Annotated in this window: 17 protein-coding genes; 5 read left to right on the top strand and 12 right to left on the bottom strand. The window is 69.5% G+C overall.

The features are described from left to right. Positions 1 to 253: 253 nt before the first annotated feature. Positions 254 to 994: a lysophospholipid acyltransferase family protein gene (locus ABD235_RS19035; RefSeq protein WP_344175778.1), complete on the top strand. Its 741-nt coding sequence runs from the start codon at positions 254 to 256 to the stop codon at positions 992 to 994. 206 nt (positions 995 to 1,200) lie between these two features. Then, positions 1,201 to 1,737 carry a hypothetical protein gene (locus ABD235_RS19040; RefSeq protein ID WP_344175780.1) on the top strand — a complete coding sequence of 179 codons (537 nt, stop codon included), beginning with the start codon at positions 1,201 to 1,203 and terminating at the stop codon, positions 1,735 to 1,737. On the opposite strand, the gene ABD235_RS19045 is transcribed toward ABD235_RS19040, so the two are convergent. The 9 genes from ABD235_RS19045 to ABD235_RS19085 all read right to left on the bottom strand — a co-directional run bounded on the left by ABD235_RS19045 (position 1,738) and on the right by ABD235_RS19085 (position 8,283). After that, a complete protein-coding gene (locus ABD235_RS19045) occupies positions 1,738 to 1,971 on the bottom strand; it encodes a hypothetical protein (protein WP_344175781.1) in 234 nt (77 codons plus the stop codon). 13 nt (positions 1,972 to 1,984) lie between these two features. Continuing rightward, positions 1,985 to 3,109: an inorganic phosphate transporter gene (locus tag ABD235_RS19050; protein ID WP_425553146.1), complete on the bottom strand. Its 1,125-nt coding sequence runs from the start codon at positions 3,107 to 3,109 to the stop codon at positions 1,985 to 1,987. A gap of 75 nt (positions 3,110 to 3,184) precedes the next feature. Next, the gene (locus tag ABD235_RS19055) at positions 3,185 to 4,183 is read right to left on the bottom strand and encodes an inorganic phosphate transporter (protein WP_344175785.1); all 999 of its coding nucleotides are present in this window, start codon (positions 4,181 to 4,183) and stop codon (positions 3,185 to 3,187) included. 2 nt (positions 4,184 to 4,185) lie between these two features. Next, on the bottom strand, positions 4,186 to 4,818 hold the full coding sequence (locus ABD235_RS19060) for a DUF47 domain-containing protein (protein ID WP_344175787.1): 633 nt from the start codon (positions 4,816 to 4,818) through the stop codon (positions 4,186 to 4,188). 138 nt (positions 4,819 to 4,956) lie between these two features. Further along, positions 4,957 to 5,265 carry a DUF202 domain-containing protein gene (locus ABD235_RS19065; protein ID WP_344175790.1) on the bottom strand — a complete coding sequence of 103 codons (309 nt, stop codon included), beginning with the start codon at positions 5,263 to 5,265 and terminating at the stop codon, positions 4,957 to 4,959. Beyond that, positions 5,262 to 5,615, bottom strand: a complete 354-nt coding sequence (locus ABD235_RS19070) for a YidH family protein (RefSeq protein ID WP_344175792.1) — start codon at positions 5,613 to 5,615, stop codon at positions 5,262 to 5,264. The genes ABD235_RS19065 and ABD235_RS19070 overlap by 4 nt, the downstream gene beginning before the upstream one ends. After that, positions 5,612 to 6,847 (bottom strand): glycoside hydrolase family 3 N-terminal domain-containing protein, encoded by a 1,236-nt coding sequence (locus ABD235_RS19075; protein ID WP_344175794.1) that lies wholly within the window; start codon positions 6,845 to 6,847, stop codon positions 5,612 to 5,614. The genes ABD235_RS19070 and ABD235_RS19075 overlap by 4 nt, the downstream gene beginning before the upstream one ends. Before the next feature lie 24 nt (positions 6,848 to 6,871). Continuing rightward, entirely contained in the window at positions 6,872 to 7,357 is a 486-nt protein-coding gene (locus ABD235_RS19080; RefSeq protein WP_344175797.1) for a MarR family winged helix-turn-helix transcriptional regulator, read from the bottom strand. Beyond that, positions 7,336 to 8,283 (bottom strand): DMT family transporter, encoded by a 948-nt coding sequence (locus ABD235_RS19085; protein ID WP_344175800.1) that lies wholly within the window; start codon positions 8,281 to 8,283, stop codon positions 7,336 to 7,338. Before ABD235_RS19085 ends, ABD235_RS19080 begins: the two co-directional genes overlap by 22 nt. 37 nt (positions 8,284 to 8,320) lie before the next feature. On the opposite strand from ABD235_RS19085, the gene ABD235_RS19090 reads away from it, so the two are divergent. Beyond that, a complete protein-coding gene (locus tag ABD235_RS19090; protein ID WP_344175801.1) occupies positions 8,321 to 8,947 on the top strand; it encodes a TetR/AcrR family transcriptional regulator in 627 nt (208 codons plus the stop codon). Between the two features lie 3 nt (positions 8,948 to 8,950). Here the strand turns inward: ABD235_RS19090 and ABD235_RS19095 are convergent, their stop codons facing one another. Beyond that, the gene (locus ABD235_RS19095) at positions 8,951 to 9,610 is read right to left on the bottom strand and encodes an ion channel (protein WP_344175803.1); all 660 of its coding nucleotides are present in this window, start codon (positions 9,608 to 9,610) and stop codon (positions 8,951 to 8,953) included. Next, positions 9,594 to 10,115 (bottom strand): acyl-CoA thioesterase, encoded by a 522-nt coding sequence (locus tag ABD235_RS19100; protein WP_344175806.1) that lies wholly within the window; start codon positions 10,113 to 10,115, stop codon positions 9,594 to 9,596. Before ABD235_RS19100 ends, ABD235_RS19095 begins: the two co-directional genes overlap by 17 nt. A 117-nt stretch (positions 10,116 to 10,232) precedes the next feature. Here ABD235_RS19100 and ABD235_RS19105 point away from each other — a divergent pair, with 117 nt between their 5' ends. Both ABD235_RS19105 and ABD235_RS19110 read left to right on the top strand, forming a co-directional pair. Next, complete coding sequence (locus tag ABD235_RS19105; protein WP_344175807.1) at positions 10,233 to 11,144, top strand: DUF1444 domain-containing protein; 912 nt, start codon at positions 10,233 to 10,235, stop codon at positions 11,142 to 11,144. A 36-nt stretch (positions 11,145 to 11,180) separates the two neighbouring features. Continuing rightward, positions 11,181 to 12,578, top strand: coding sequence for a pyridoxal phosphate-dependent decarboxylase family protein (locus ABD235_RS19110; protein WP_344175809.1), 1,398 nt, complete (start codon positions 11,181 to 11,183; stop codon positions 12,576 to 12,578). A 31-nt stretch (positions 12,579 to 12,609) separates the two neighbouring features. Here ABD235_RS19110 and ABD235_RS19115 read toward each other — a convergent pair whose 3' ends face one another. Next, positions 12,610 to 13,278 carry a fasciclin domain-containing protein gene (locus tag ABD235_RS19115; RefSeq protein WP_344175811.1) on the bottom strand — a complete coding sequence of 223 codons (669 nt, stop codon included), beginning with the start codon at positions 13,276 to 13,278 and terminating at the stop codon, positions 12,610 to 12,612. Between the last annotated feature and the right edge of the window lie 12 nt (positions 13,279 to 13,290).

A 13,290-nucleotide genomic window follows, 5' to 3' on the forward strand; every position in this document is an offset into this window, starting at 1 on the left:
CTGCTCCCTACGCCGGAATTACCCGGACAGGTTCGGCGGTCGGCGACACCGGTTCGCCCAGCCCGGCCGGACCTCTCGGTCCACCGGGGGTGCGCAGTCCAGCCGCCCTCTCAGCCCGCTACGGCGCGAGCTCCCGCGTTTCGACTTTCCGCCGCCCACGATAACCAACCGCCGGTGTACTGCGTACGGGATCCCGCGCGTCGCCGAAGCTCAGGTGGCGCAGGTCATTGACGGCGGCCGGTAGCGTCGAGCCATGCGAGACATTGTCTACCCGCCGGTGATCGCCTTCGCGAAGACCGCGTTCAAGGTGCTCGACCTGAACTTCACGATGGTCGGCACCGAGCACGTGCCGCGGACCGGCGGGGCGGTGATCGCGCTCAACCACATCAGCTACGTCGACTTCGTGATCGGCGGCTTCGGCGCCCAGCCGAGCAAGCGGCTGGTCCGGTTCATGGCCAAGGAGGTGCTGTTCCGCAACCGGTACTCCGGGCCGCTGATGCGGGGCATGCACCACATTCCGGTCGACCGCGACGCCGGCTCCGCGTCGTACCGGCAGGCGCTGAGCTACCTGAAGGCCGGCGAGATCGTCGGTGTCTTCCCCGAAGCGACGATCTCGCGGTCGTTCGAGCTGAAGGAGTTCAAGTCCGGGACGGTGCGGATGGCCGCGGCGGCCGGCGTACCGGTGATCCCGATGATCCTGTGGGGCACGCAGCGGATGCTCACCAAGGACCACCCGAAGGACTTCTCCCGGCACCAGAACGTCTCGATCACCGTCGGAGCGCCGATGTCGGTGACCCGCCAGGACGACGCGAACGAGGCGACCGAGCGCCTGCGGACGACGATGGCCGGGATGCTCGACGAGACGATCCGGGCCTACCACGAGCAGCCGGCCGGCGCCTGGTGGCTGCCCGCCTCGTACGGCGGGGGCGCGCCGACGCCCGAGGAGGCCGAGCGCCTCGACCAGGAGGAGCTGGCCCGCCGCCGCAACCGCTGACCCGGCCCGGACGACGAGGAACGGCCGGTACGCCGTACCGGCTGCTCTTCTCGGTGGTGGACAAGACCTTGACCCCGAGCGGACTCGGGAGTACGAAAGGCCTTTGATTGTCGTGCTGGACCTGGGGGGTCCTCCTCGGCGACGGTCGACGGCTCCCGGGCGGGGCGCCGGCCGACAGTTCCAGGCGGGTCGGGGGAAGGTTTGTGGTGTTCGATTCCGAGGAGTTGCACCTCTTCGAACCGGGGCGGTTGAAGGTCGCTCCTCATATCGCGGAAGAGATCCCGGACGCCGGGGTGTTCTTCCTGTCCTGGGCGACCCAGGGACTGCGGTCCGAGCAGGCGCGCGAGATCGAGTCCGCGGTGAACGGCCGGCGCTGCACGAACGGCTGGTTCCCGCTCGGCAGTCTGAGCAGCATCCCGCTGCGCGGCCTTCGGCCGGGACCGTTGACCTACTTGGCCCGGATGACCGCCGAGGACCCGGAGATCCTGCGCCGCTGGGCCACCCGGGCCCTGCCCGACCACGGCCGGACGGGCGAGGCGAAGCGCCGCATCGACGACACGTCCAACCACCTGCTGCTCACCCAGGGCCACGCCGCCGCGGCGACCTGGGTGGTCGCCGTACGGCCGCAGGCGTACCTGGACGTCGGCCTGCTCGGCGACAAGCTCTACGCGACCTGGGACACGTACCTGAGCTCCCTGCGCCCGAAGGACATGGTCAAGGCCGTACGCCGCTGGAACCGCTGACTAGTGGAACTGCGGGATGATCAGGTACAGCCCGTACCCAACCGCCGCCACGCAGGCCAGGAAGCACAGCCCCGCGACGGCCGTGTCCACCGGCGACACCGCCCGCTTCTCGTCGACAGCCACGGCTCTCCGCGACAATGCGGTCACGCCGAACGAGAACAGCACCGCCAGCCCGACGCCGAAGATCAGGCTGACCACCGCGACCTGTCCGAGTGCGCTCCAGTCGATGTGCATCCGCTGACTCCTCTCAGGCCACCGGCACCGAGGTGCCGGGGTACTCGTTCACGTTGCCGGCAGTGACCGGCTTGCGGCGCGAGGCGACGTAGATACCGAGCCCGGCGGCTGCGGCGGCCACTGCGATGACAGCCACGCCCGCATTGCCCGAGTTGGCCACCCGGCCGGCCAGTGCGCCGACCACTGCGGCAGCCGGCAGCGTGAACAGCCAGGCGAGCGCCATCCGCCCGGCCACGGTCCAGCGGACCTCAGCGAGCCGCTTACCGAGGCCCGCACCGAGGATGCTGCCCGAGCAGACCTGCGTGGTCGACAGCGGGAAACCCAGGTGCGACGAGGCCAGCAGTACGGCGGTGGAGCTGGTCTCCGCGGCGAAGCCCTGCGGCGACTCGATCTCGGTCAGTCCCTTGCCCATCGTGCGGATGATCCGCCAGCCGCCCAGGTAGGTGCCGAGGGCAATCGCCAGGCCGGCCGACCCGATCACCCACAGCGGCGGCCTCGAGCCCGGCGCGAGGCTGCCCGACGTGATCAGCACCAGCGTGATGATGCCCATCGTCTTCTGCGCGTCGCCGGTGCCGTGCGCCAGCGAGACCAGCGAGGCCGACGCGATCTGCCCGGCCCGGAAGCCGTCGTCGACGGTCTTCCTCCGGCCGCGCTGGGTGATCTTGTACGCCAGGTACGTGCCGAGCAGCGCGATCACGCCGGCCACGATCGGCGCCGCGACGGCGGGAACGACGATCTTCTGGACCACGGTGCCGAAGTTGACCGCGCCGCTGCCGGCCGCGATCCAGGTGGCTCCGATCAGGCCGCCGAAGAGCGCGTGCGACGACGAGCTCGGCAGGCCGACGTACCAGGTCGTCAGGTTCCACAGGATCGCGCCGACCAGACCGCCGAAGATGATCGGTACGGTCACCTTCGCGTCGTCGACCAGGCCGCTGGAGATGGTCTTGGCGACCTCGGTGGAGACGAACGCGCCGGCCAGGTTCAGGACCGCGGACAGCCCGACCGCGACCTTGGGTCTGAGCGCTCCGGTGGCGATGGAGGTCGCCATGGCGTTGGCGGTGTCGTGGAATCCGTTGGTGAAGTCGAACACCAGTGCGGTGACGATCACCACGACGACGAGGAACGACAGATCCATCACGATCACATCCCGGAAGAGGGCGGCGTCAGGAACGCATCGGACGCTAATCCTTCCGGGTGAACCGGCAGTGAACTGCTACTCCAGGATCAGGTGAGCCAGCCAGTAACAGGCCGCGGCGACCACACCGGCCGCCGGGATGGTCAGCACCCAGGCTGCGATGATGCCCTTCGCGACCCCCCAGCGGACCGCGGACAGCCGCTTGGTGGCGCCGGCGCCCATCACCGCGGAGGTGATCGTGTGGGTGGTCGACACCGGGGCGTGCAGGCCGATCGCCATCACGTACAGCACCGTCGCGGCGACGGCCTCGGAGGCGAAGCCGCGGGCCGGGTCCAGGTGAATGATCCGGCGGCCGAGCGTCCGCATGATCCGCCAGCCACCCGAGTAGGTGCCGAGCGAGATCGCGGTCGCGGCAGAGATCTTCACCCAGACCGGGATGCCCTGGCCGGGCTGGACGTGCCCGGTGCTGAGCAGCGCCAGGAAGATCACGCCCATCGTCTTCTGCGCGTCCTGCAGGCCGTGCCCGAGCGCCATCGCGGCCGCGGACAGCGACTGCGCCAGGCGGAAGCCACGGGTGGTCTTGCCGGGGTTGCTGCGCCGGAAGATCCACAGGATCGCGGTCATCAGCGCGAACGCGCCGAGGAAGCCGATCGCCGGGGACAGCACCATCGGGATGACGACCTTGTCGACGATGCCCGACCACAGCACGACGCTGGTCGAGGCCAGGCCGGCGCCGACCAGGCCGCCGATCAGCGCGTGCGACGAGGAGCTCGGCAGACCGAAGTACCAGGTGATCAGGTTCCAGGTGATGGCGCCGATCAGCGCCGACAGCACGATCACCAGGCCGTGCTGGCCGCTCGGAGTCGTGATGATGCCCTTGCCGACGGTGTCGGCCACCTCGGTGCCGAGGAAGGCGCCGAGGAAGTTCATCACCGCCGCCATCAGCAGCGCGACCCTGGGCGTCAGCGCCCGGGTCGAGACGGAGGTGGCGATCGCGTTGGCCGCGTCGTGGAACCCGTTGGTGTAGTCGAAGGCCAGCGCGATGACGATGACCGCGACGACGAGCGCGAGCTCCACGCTCAGCTCTCCTTGACGGCGATCTGCTCGACCGTGTTGGCGACGTGCTCGAACGCGTCGACCGCGTCTTCCAGCAGGTCGATCACGGTCTTCACCTTCATCACCGTCAGCGCGTCGAACTCGCCGCTGAACAGCTTGGCGATGATCCGGCGGTGCACCGCGTCACCGGTGTTCTCCAGCCGGTTGATCTCGATCCAGTACTCGGCCAGGTCCTTCATCGTGCGCAGCCGCGGCATCGTCTCCGAGGTCAGGGCGGCCATCCGCTGCAGGACCTCGATCTGCTCGGCCACCTCCCCCGGCAGCGACTCCAGGTTGAACAGGTGGATCGCGTCGACGGCCTCTTCCATGAAGTCCATGACGTCGTCCAGGTCGGACGCGAGACGGTAGATGTCCTCACGGTCGAACGGCGTGACGAAGGTCGAGTTGACGCGGCGGATGATCGAGTGGGTGGTCTCGTCGGCCGCGTGCTCGGCGTCCTTCATCTGGGCGGCGATCTGGTGACTGGCCGCGAGGCCGGTCCCCGCCGTGCTGCCGAGCAGGTCGGCCAGGATGCGGGCACCGTCGACGAGGTGGTTGGCGGACTCGGTGAAAAGGTCGTAGAACGTCGGGTCGTTCGGACGCAGACGTAACGGCACTTCAAGCTCCGGGTGAACGAGGGACAAACCGTGAACATGCTAGGGGCAACGGACCGTTGAGTTGGCATCCGTCCTGGCAAGGTACCGCGAGATTGTGAACACATTGACTCAGTGCGACCAATCCGTGACCAGACGGTGTCAGCGTGTGATCACCGCGTAGAGGTCGAACAGCCCGACCAGCAGCACCAGCCCCGCGGCCGCTTGAAGCACTCTTTGCTGTCCCAGAAAGCCCGTCGGGCGCGACCCTGCGGCCTCCCGGTAGACCGCGCTCACGGCGGCCCAGCAGCCCAGCGCCAGGACGACGACCACGACGCCGAGCCCGGTCCGGACTCCCGACGTCCCGTGACCGGAAGCGAACAGGAGAACACCGTTCGCCACCAGGCCGAGCGCGGTCCGTCGCCACGCGAGCAGCGTGCGCTCGGGCTGCAGGCCGGGGTCGCGGGTCATCGCCACAGGCTGAACAGCAGGCCGACCAGACCCACCACCACAATCGTTGCCCCGAGCATCAACGGCAGGCGGGTCACCGGGAGTGGCCGGCCGCCACGCATCGCGACCAGATTCGCTTGCCAGCGGCGGAATGCGCCTGCCGTCGTGACCAATCCGGCGCAGACCAGGACGATGCCGATGATCTTGGCCGGCCAGCGGTCCGGACCCAGGTCGAGGAACTGGACCGCGGACAGCCCACCGGCATAACAGGCGAGTGATGTCCGCAGGTAGGCGAGGTACGTCCGCTCGTTGGCGAGGGTGAACCGGTAGTCAGGTTCAGGCCCGTCGGTCGGCGGCGGTCCGGCGGTCACCCGCAGCTCACCAGTCCGCGACTCTGCTTCAGCGCGAGCACGCGGCGTACGCTCGCGTCGACCTTGGCCGCGAACGCCTTGTCCTGCTGGGCCTTGCCGGCCACGGCGTCGATCATCGTGGCGGTCAGCGACGCCTTCGCGGTGATCACCACGTCACCGCCCGCGTCGATGAACAGCGTCGCCCGGTCCCCGGCGGGCACGGAGGCCACCTCGGCGGCGGCGCCGACGTCGTCGGTGATCGCCACCCCGTCGTACTGGAGGTCGCCGCGGAGCATGCCCTGGACGATGGTCGGCGAGAAGACGGCCCGGTTGGTCTTGTCGATCTTCGTGTAGGTGACGGTCGAGACCATCACCAGGTCGCTGCCCGCCTCGATCCCGGCGGCGAACGGCGCCAGGTCGGCGTCGCCGCGGACCGTGACGGTGTCGACGACGCCCGAGGAGAAGTCGGTGTTGCCGCGAACCCGGCCGAGGCCCGGGAAGTGCTTCACCGAGGTCATCACGCCCGCCGCGTCCATGCCCTTGATAAAGGCGGCGACGTGCTCGCCGACCGGGCCCGGCGTACTGCCGTAGCCGCGGTCCAGCGCTCCGATCGGCGCGTTGTCGTCGCCTAGGGACTTCGGTACGACGTCGGCGACCGGCGCGAGGTCGAGGTTCACCCCGGCCCGCTTGAGCTGCTGGGCCCACAGGGTCGCCTGGCTGGTGAGCTTCTCGGGGGACCAACTGCCCTGAACGGTCGCGGCCGGGATCCGGTCGAAGCCGGAACCCTTCAGCCGCTGGACCTTGCCGCCTTCCTGGTCGGCGGCGACGAACGGCTTGATCCCGTCGACCGTGGCCGCGGCGGTCGCCGCGGCCGTCACCGTCCGGGTGTGGCTGAGACTTCCGCCGGAACCCATCAGCAGGACCCCACCCGGCTGACGACCTCGTACGACGGCGCGCTCGGCCGACGTCATGCCGGTCGCGGTGATGCCCGTCATGATCAGCTGCGCCGCCCGCTCACGCCGGGTGAGCCCGGCCAGCTTCTGGTCGAGACAGCCGGCCGTCGGCGTACTGGGTGGAGTGCTCGACGGCTGCGTCGGTGGAGTGGTCGCCGATGGAGTGTCGGTCGGCGTCGGGATCGGCACCGACGACGATGGAGCGGTGCTGGGCCCTGCCGTCGGCGAGCTCGAGTCAGCGCATCCGGCCAGCAGCAGTGCAACGGCCGTGAAGGCGGCGACCCCTTGGAAAGTCTTCATCGACGCCATTGTTACCGACAGCCCTCAGCTGGACTCCCAGGCGGCACTGTCCTCGCTGCCACCGGAGTCGCGGACCAGGGCGGCGCAGATGTCGTGCAGCTGCTGGACCTGCTCGTCGGTCAACGGATCGAAGACCGCCGAGCGGACCGTTTCGACATGCCCCGGCGCGGTCTCCTTCAGCTTCTCCCGGCCCTTGTCGGTGAGGATGGCGACCTGCCCGCGGCGGTCCGACGAGATCCCCTCACGGCGGACCCAGCCGACCTGCTCGAGCCGGTTCACCGCGTGCGAGAGGCGGCTGCGGGACCCCAGGGTGGCGACCGCGAGCTGGCTCATCCGGAGCCGGCCGTCGGTGGCGTCGGAGAGCCGGACCAGGATCTCGTAGTACGTGTGCGGCATCCCGGCGTCGCGCTGCAGCTGCTGCTCGATGCGCCCGTTGACCACCCGCTGCGCCGCGATGAACGCACGCCAGGCCTGCTGCTCTTGCTCGTTCAGCCATCGCGGTTCCGCCATGACCGCAGCGTAGCCATCTCGGGGTCGCGATGCCCGCTTTCCTTGGCGTTCGGCCAACGAATCAGCGCGACGGCGCCCGCGCAGACGAGGATCCCGAGGACGGCCAGCGGTCCGATCGTCTCGTTGAACATCAGGTACGCCAGCACCATCGTCGTCGGCGGCACGAGGTAGAGCAGCGAGCTGACGCGGGTCGCGCCGGACAGGCGGAGGTTGACCAGGTAGAGCCCCCAGCCGCCGGCGGTCGACAGCACGACCAGCCAGACCGCGGCGCCGTAGAAGCCCGCCTCGTGCGGGACGGTCAGCTGCTGCGTCACGGTGGCGAAGGCGAGGAACAGAACGCCGGAAACCAGGCTCTGCAGGCAGAGCGCGTCGAGCAGGTGCGCCTGCGGCTTGCGCTTGCGTTCGAGGCACGTACCGGCCGCCAGGCCGAGCAGTCCACCGAAGGGCAGCAGGAGAAGCAACGGAGAACTGTGGCCGAGGTCGTCGACGACGACCAGGCCGACGCCGCCCAGGCCGACCAGGAGGCCGATCCACTGCGGCGCTGTGACGCGTTCGCCGAGCAACGGTCCGGCGACGGTGGCGATCAGGATCGGCTGCAGCGAACCGATCAGCGCCGTCAGGCCGGCGGGGATGCCGTGGTCGATCCCGCTGAAGATCAGGCCGAGATAGACGAACTGGGTCAGGAAGGCCATCGCGACGTGGGTGAACACGTCCGCGCGACCGATCCTCGGCCGGCGGACGGCGAGGATCAGCGCGGCCATGATCCCCGCGAGCAGGAACCGCCAGGCCAGCAGGTCGATCGCCGAGCTGTACGTCGTACCCCAGCGGGCACCGACGAAGCCCGAGCTCCAGAACAGGACGAACCCGGCGCCGGCGAGCAGCGGCATCACCGTGGTGGTTCGGGGGACGACTTCCGTGAGGGCCATGCGTCGAAGTAACCACACCGGTCGGTATACTGTCAGTATGGTCGACGAGCAGCTGAGATCCGCCTTGCTCGTGGAGCGCGCCCTGCCCCCCGCCGAGACCCTGACCCCGGCGGGCGAGCGGATCCTGGCGGCCGCGTCGGCGCTGTTCTACGCCCAGGGCATCCGGACGGTTGGTGTGGACGCGATCGCCGACGCGGCCGAGGTGACCAAGAAGACGCTGTACGACCGCTTCGGCTCGAAGGACCGGCTGATCGCGGCGTACCTGGAACGGCGGAACCGGCAGTGGCACGCGTTCCTCGACGACCAGCTCGCCCGGCGCAAGCCGGCCACGCCCGAAGACGTGATCCTCGCGCTGTTCGCGTCGTTGAGCGAGTGGATGGAGGAGTCGCAGCGGGGCTGTGGATTCATCAACGCGAGCGTCGAGCTGGCGGCGCCGGACCATCCGGCGATGCCGGTGATCGTCGGGCAGAAGAAGTGGATGCGGGCGGAGTTCGTCGCCCAGGCCGAGCTGGCGGGCTTCGACCAGGTGGACGAGCTCGCGGATCGGTTGCTGCTGCTGCACGAAGGCGCGCTGGTCAGCTACCGCGTGGCCGCGATGGAGCATGCGCCGGAGGTGGCCTTCCGGGCGGCCGGCGATCTGCTGGCTTCGTGGCCGCGCCGCTAGGACTTACCTGCTGCGCTTGGCGACGGTGAGGCCGACCAGCCGGGAGACGACCATCGCGACGTACCCGAGACCGGCGAGCTGCTCGAGCATCACCACGGACCGCGCCCAGGACTTGATCGGGACGATGTCGCTGAGCCCGGTGCTGGACAGCGTGGTGAAGCTGAGGAACAGCAACTCCATCCACGAGCGGTCCTGCTGCGGGTTGACCGCGGCGGTGAAACTGCCCGGGTCGAGCGCCTGGACGACCACGAACACGTACGCGAATCCCCAGGCCACCAAGGTGAACGTGGCGCCGGTGGCGTAGAGCTCGTCGACGCTGACGTCGTGGTCGGACAGCATGTACCGCAGCAGGCTGTACGCCGCGTAGAAGTAGAACGCCGCGTGGAAGGCTCCCGAGATCGGCACGATCGCCTCGGTCGGACGCATCGCGTCGATCAGCGACAGGACCACCGCCGGGATGCCCAGGCAGATGCTCACCCAGGTCAGGCCGGGCGTCGAGCGGACCGAGAAGACCGCCAGCACCAGCACGACGATGCCGAGCGTCTCGAACCCGACCCGGCCGCCGCGCGATCCTTCCATCGCCGGATAGACCAGTACGCCGAGCAGCTGGACGACCAGCAGGATCGCGGACGGCTGCCGCCGGGCGTTAGCGAACAGCGTCATCGAGGTCCTCACGGGAGGCGATGATCGCCTTGCGCCGGGCCAGCCGGTGACTGCGCCGGATCTCGGCCTCGCGCATCCGGCGCCGGTCCTCGTCGTTCTCCGGCTCGACCTGCGGCACGGTCCGCGGCTGACCGTCGGCGTCGACGGCCACGAACACCAGGTACGCCGTGGCGACGTGCATCTGCGGACCGACCGAGTCCCACCGGTCCGCGGTGATCCGTACCCCGATCTCCATCGAGCTCCGGCCGGTCCAGTTCACCTGGGCGGTGAAGTGCACGACGTCGCCGACCCGGACCGGGACCAGGAACTGCATCTCGTCCATCGACGCGGTGACCGCCGGACCACCCGAGTGCCGGGCCGCGACGACACCGGCGACCGAGTCGACCAGCGTCATGATCACGCCACCGTGCACCGTGCCGAGCAGGTTCGTCTCGTTCTGCGCCGTGATGTGCGACAACGAGAGCCGGGCCGCCGACGACGGCCGCGACGCCGGGGTGTCCGACATGCCTCACACTCCTATGACTCGACTGCGGGCAGGATAACCGCCGGGTTGTCCACAGCTCGCGAACTCGTCCTCTCCGGGTGACGCATTCCTCGTACTTTCTTTGGCGAGGAGGTACTCATGACCATCCACCATCCCCCGGAACGGGCTTCAGGCAACAACTGCGCCCTGGCGCCGTTGACCGAGCCGCAGGCGGCCCATCTCGTCCGGTTGGCCCTCGACGCCGCCCGCGAGCACGGGCTGCGGGCGACCTTCGACGGCACCGACGCCTTGGTGCTGTCGCCGGGCCCGCTCAACTCGGCCTTGGTCGCGGGGCTGAGCAATCTCGCCCGCATCGTCGCCACCGAGCATCCACACCGTTGGCCGCAGCTCGTCAGCGATCACTTCGACCGCCTCGGCGAGCACCTCAGTCACGGTCCACCCGTGCCACCGAGCGACCCGGTGCGCGACCTCGTCGCCCGACTCGTTCCCACCACGTCACTACCACCGGCCTGGACGGCGGGCACGCCTGAGTTCCTGCCCGGCCTGCTCGCCGTACCGGCCACTCACGACGAGGGCGTCGTCACCCTGCATCTGGATCCTGGCGACTTCGGGATGACCCGCGCGGAGGCCCTGGACGCTGCGCTGGCCAACCTGCGTCGCCTGCCCGACCAGGTCGAGTACGTCGACCACGACGGCGCCACCATCGCGGTGATCGGCGGTTCCAGCTTCGCCGCGTCGCGGGCGCTGGTCCTCGACACCGTCCTGCGCGAAACCCTGCGCGTCGAGAATCCGCAGTACGGCGTACTGGTCGCACTCCCGGCGCGCAGCCTGCTACTCGTGCACGTCGTCACCGACCTCACGATCCTGCCCGCCCTGGCCGTGATGCTCGGCCTCTCCCTGCGTGCGCACACGATCCAACCGGGCCCACTGACGCCCTGGATCCAGTACGTCACCGACTCGACCTGGCAGCCCGCCACCACCCAGCCCAAGGACCTCGAGGCCATCCACCTCACGCCCGCCCTCCAAGCCCTGACGCGCACCCTCAGCTGACCTGCTCACCCCTCGACCGAATGGGACAGTCGGACCATGCAGCCTTCGTCGCTCTCGCACCAGCTCTTCACGCGCGCGGCAGCCCACGCCGCCGCCTTCCGCGACTCCCTCGCCGAACGCCCGGTCCGCGCCGCCAAGTCCTATTCAGAGGTCCGCGCAGGCTTTCGTCGACCACTTGCCGACGCCGGGCGGCCAGCCACCGAGGTGATCGACGAACTGATCACCGTCGCCGACCCGGGAATCGCCGCCAGCGCAGGCCCGCGCTACTTCGGCTTCGTCGTCGGCGGCGCGCTGCCCGCCGCGACCGCTGCCGAGATCCTCGCCGCCGGCTGGGACCAGAACGCGTGGAACAGCGTGCTCTCCCCCACCACGGCCGCCGCCGAGCAAGCGGCCGCCGACTGGCTCAAGGACCTGCTCGGTCTGCCTGCGACAGCTTCGGCCGGGTTCACCACCGGCGCGCAGTCCGCGAACACGATTGCTCTCGCCGCAGCCCGGAACCATGTCCTCCGCCAAGCCGGTTGGGACGTCGAAGCCGACGGCCTGAGTGGGGCACCTTCGGTCCGTCTGGTCGCGGGCGAGGAGCGCCACGCGACCATCGACCGCTCGCTGCGACTGCTCGGCTTCGGCTCCCGATCCCTCGAGCTGGTGCCGGCCGACTCCAACGGCGCACTCGACCTCGACGCCCTCCGAGCTCGCTTGGTCGATCACACCGGTCCGCTGATCGTGAGCCTGCAAGCCGGCAACGTGAACACCGGCGCCGCGGACCCACTCGGCGCCGCCTGCGAGCTCGTCCACGAGTACGGCGGCTGGGCCCACGTCGACGGCGCCTTCGGTCTCTGGGCGGCAGCCAGCCCGACGCTGCGCCCGCAGGTCAGCGGTGTGGAACGCGCGGACTCCTGGGCCTGCGACGGCCACAAGTGGCTGAACCTTCCGTACGACAGCGGTTTCGTCTTCTCCGCCCATCCCGCATCGCACGCGAACGCGTTGGCTTACAGCGCGTCGTACCTGGTCGCCTCCGGTGAGCCCGAGCCCGGCGACTACGCCATCGAGTCCTCCCGCCGCGCGCGTGGACTGGCCGTCTGGGCGGGCCTGCAGGAGTTGGGCCGGACCGGAGTTCGCGATCTCGTCGACCGCTGCTGCGGCCTGGCGCGTTCCTTCGCCGACCAGTTGAGCGCGGCCGGCTACGAGATCGGCAACGACGTCGTGCTCAACCAGGTCCTCGTCTCGTTCGGCTCGGACGCCGACACCGACCGGGTGATCGCCGACGTCCAGCGTTCAGGCGTCTGCTGGATGGGCGGTACGACGTGGCGCGGCCGGCGGTACATGCGGATCTCGGTGTCCAACCACCTGACCACCGAGGCGGACGTCACCGCGTCGGTGCAGACTATCGTTGCCGCTGGCAATGGAACTGGGCGGCGCCACCATGAGAGGTGACACCGCCCAGGTCAGCGGGACGCTGCTGCGATCAGGCGGCCGGCGGCATCAGGACGGTGTCGATCAGATACACGGTCGCGTTGGCGGTCTTCACGCCACCGCAGATCACCTTGGCGTTGTTGACCATCAGGTTGTCGCCGGAGCCGGTGACGGTGACGGCGCCCTTCTCGACAGTGGTCTGCTTGCCGACCACCGCGGACGGGTCGAGCTGGCCCGGGACGACGTGGTAGGTCAGGATCTTGGTCAGCAGCGCGCTGTCGGTCTTGAGCGTGTTGATCGTCCCGGCCGGGATCTTCGCGAACGCCGAGTCCACCGGCGCGAACACGGTGAACTCGCCACCGTTGAGCGTCGAGACCAGGTCGACCTTCGGGTTCAGCTTGCCCGACACCGAGGCAACCAGCGTCTTCAGCAGCGGGTTGCCCGCCGCAGCGCTGGCGACCGGGGCAGCGGCCATACCGTCGATGGAGCCGGCGCCGGTGGCGTTGGCCTTGGCGTAGTCGGCACAGCCCGGGCCGACCAGGCCGGAGGCGTTGTCCATCGCAGGCGTGCTGCTCGGGGTCTCGGCCGGGGCCGAGGTGGTGGAAGTGCTGGTCGACGGGGTGCTGCTGCCGGTGTCGTCGCTGCCACCACAGGCAGCAGTTGCGAAGAGCAACGACACGGCGGCGGCGGAGAGGGTGACGCGCTTGAGGGTGTTCGACATGACGATCGTTCT

Source organism: Kribbella lupini, assembly GCF_039529595.1.
GTDB classification, from domain to species: Bacteria; Actinomycetota; Actinomycetes; order Propionibacteriales; family Kribbellaceae; genus Kribbella; species Kribbella lupini.

What these genes read in the sequence shown, in the direction of transcription:
- ABD235_RS19035 (WP_344175778.1), top strand. Translation starts at nt 254, where the DNA reads ATGCGAGACATTGTCTACCCGCCGGTGATCGCCTTCGCGAAGACCGCG.
- ABD235_RS19045 (WP_344175781.1), bottom strand. Translation starts at nt 1,971, where the DNA reads ATGCACATCGACTGGAGCGCACTCGGACAGGTCGCGGTGGTCAGCCTG.
- ABD235_RS19065 (WP_344175790.1), bottom strand. Translation starts at nt 5,265, where the DNA reads ATGACCCGCGACCCCGGCCTGCAGCCCGAGCGCACGCTGCTCGCGTGG.
- ABD235_RS19075 (WP_344175794.1), bottom strand. Translation starts at nt 6,847, where the DNA reads ATGAAGACTTTCCAAGGGGTCGCCGCCTTCACGGCCGTTGCACTGCTG.
- ABD235_RS19080 (WP_344175797.1), bottom strand. Translation starts at nt 7,357, where the DNA reads ATGGCGGAACCGCGATGGCTGAACGAGCAAGAGCAGCAGGCCTGGCGT.
- ABD235_RS19085 (WP_344175800.1), bottom strand. Translation starts at nt 8,283, where the DNA reads ATGGCCCTCACGGAAGTCGTCCCCCGAACCACCACGGTGATGCCGCTG.
- ABD235_RS19090 (WP_344175801.1), top strand. Translation starts at nt 8,321, where the DNA reads ATGGTCGACGAGCAGCTGAGATCCGCCTTGCTCGTGGAGCGCGCCCTG.
- ABD235_RS19095 (WP_344175803.1), bottom strand. Translation starts at nt 9,610, where the DNA reads ATGACGCTGTTCGCTAACGCCCGGCGGCAGCCGTCCGCGATCCTGCTG.
- ABD235_RS19100 (WP_344175806.1), bottom strand. Translation starts at nt 10,115, where the DNA reads ATGTCGGACACCCCGGCGTCGCGGCCGTCGTCGGCGGCCCGGCTCTCG.
- ABD235_RS19105 (WP_344175807.1), top strand. Translation starts at nt 10,233, where the DNA reads ATGACCATCCACCATCCCCCGGAACGGGCTTCAGGCAACAACTGCGCC.
- ABD235_RS19110 (WP_344175809.1), top strand. Translation starts at nt 11,181, where the DNA reads ATGCAGCCTTCGTCGCTCTCGCACCAGCTCTTCACGCGCGCGGCAGCC.
- ABD235_RS19115 (WP_344175811.1), bottom strand. Translation starts at nt 13,278, where the DNA reads ATGTCGAACACCCTCAAGCGCGTCACCCTCTCCGCCGCCGCCGTGTCG.